The sequence below is a fragment of the Geobacillus sp. PK12 genome, assembly GCF_004123125.1.
Taxonomy (GTDB): Bacteria; Bacillota; Bacilli; order Bacillales; family Anoxybacillaceae; genus Geobacillus; species Geobacillus zalihae.
Genome location: NZ_SDKL01000072.1, coordinates 1 through 1,753 on the forward strand (window position 1 = coordinate 1; position 1,753 = coordinate 1,753).

The 1,753-nt window shown below is 42.4% G+C and carries 1 protein-coding gene; it reads left to right on the top strand.

What is annotated here, in order from left to right; translation table 11 throughout:
* The first annotated feature begins 350 nt into the window (after positions 1 to 350).
* Positions 351 to 1,541, top strand: coding sequence for an ISL3 family transposase (locus ETR37_RS17330; protein WP_060788999.1), 1,191 nt, complete (start codon positions 351 to 353; stop codon positions 1,539 to 1,541).
* Positions 1,542 to 1,753: the final 212 nt, after the last annotated feature.

Below are 1,753 nucleotides of genomic sequence, written 5' to 3' on the forward strand. Positions count from 1 at the left end.
GAGGGGCCGAAAAGCCTTGATAAATCAACATTTCTAGAGGGAGGATTGCGGTTATTAGCATAATCCTATATAGAGCATGGAACCGGCTTGATAGTTCGGTCCTATCGTATCGTTAGATACGATTAACCGAGAAGTCCTACTTCTAAAACGAAGCATAGGTGGAGGATAGTTCACTGAATATAAAAATACCGAATGTTAATCGTTTAAAAAAATTGGTATATCAATTTATTTTTATTTAAAAATTCTGGTTCATCACCAAATTTTGTGATTTAGTGACAAAAAAGAGAAAGCACTGACGAGATCCTGGCAATAATGTTAGCGGTGAAATAAACATTAGGGAGGTCTCGTAAGTGCTTTCTATATCACTAGGATTGCCAGAATTTAAAGTGATTAAACACGAACTTCTTTCCTATGGTTATGCGATTCATGTAGAGAAAACAGAGACACAGGAACGTTGCCCTCATTGTGGGTTTGCCACTTCCTCTGTCCACGACAGACGGACAAGAAAAGTACGGGATTTGGCGATTTTCCATCAACCGGTGTACTTGTTCGTAAAGGTAAAGCGCTATCGGTGCTGGAATTGTTCCCAAGTGTTTTCCGCCTCTTTGGAATCGATTTCACCCAATCAACATTACACCAATCGATTTTGTGGGTATTTGTATGAACTTTGCGAAGGCACCACCATTCAAGAGGTTAGTCGAAAGCACCGCATCCCATATACGACATTGGAACGCATTTATTACTCCATCGCATCGAAAAAAGCAAAAGAGCGTCAAACAGCGATAGAAGCATCTTCTCAAGAAGGAATGGTGCTTAGTTTAGATGAAATCGCGGTAAAAAAGGGACATCAGTATGAAACTGTATTGATGGATGCCAGAGCCGGATCGGTCATGGGAATGCATGCCGATCGCCAATGTGACTCCGCCATCAACTTGTTGAGCCAAAATATCCTGTCGAAAGAAATGGTCCAAACGGTGATTCTTGACATGTGGGAACCTTATCATAAGGCGGTTCGCTCCCTGTTTCCATCTGCTTCGATTGTCATCGATAAGTACCATGTGGTTCAAAAAGTGACACAAGCCTTGGATCAAGCAAGAAAGGAATTTTCTCCATTGAAAAAGGCTCGATATCTTCTCTTAAAAGGCTGTGAAAAGCTTCGTAAGGACCAACGGCTTCGATTAGACGATATCTTGGAGGAGTATCCGACACTTTCCATTGCTTATTATCTGAAAGAGTTGTTTCGGGATTTTTACCGAACCGATGGATATAACGAAGCAAAGGAACGCTTGGAAGAATGGATTAAGTTAGCCAAACAGAGCCCTTTTGCTTCTTTTCAGGAAGCAGCCAACACGCTTGAAAGGTGGAAGGAGCCTATTCTTTCCTACTTTTTGTGCCCATATACGAATGCCCGAATCGAGGGGACGAATCACAAGATCAAAAACATCAAACGCCGGGCATATGGCTATCGAAATCTAGAACGGTTTCGTTTACGTGTATTTCTGGAGTGTACAGGGAACACTACAGGTAGTCAGGCTGCCTAAGCACTCCCTTCTTCCGCTATCGGTATGATAGTTGGTAGAATGGAACCCGTCAAGGAAAGCACTTGACTGTTTCCATTCTACCAACTTCGTGGTCTGTATGCGGAAGAAGGATCCTGACTGATGAACCTATTTCATCCAGCTAACATGTCTCTAGGATTGAGTAGAAATCACAGAAAAGTTCCATGAGCAATTTTTGCTCTCCACCCGGGCAT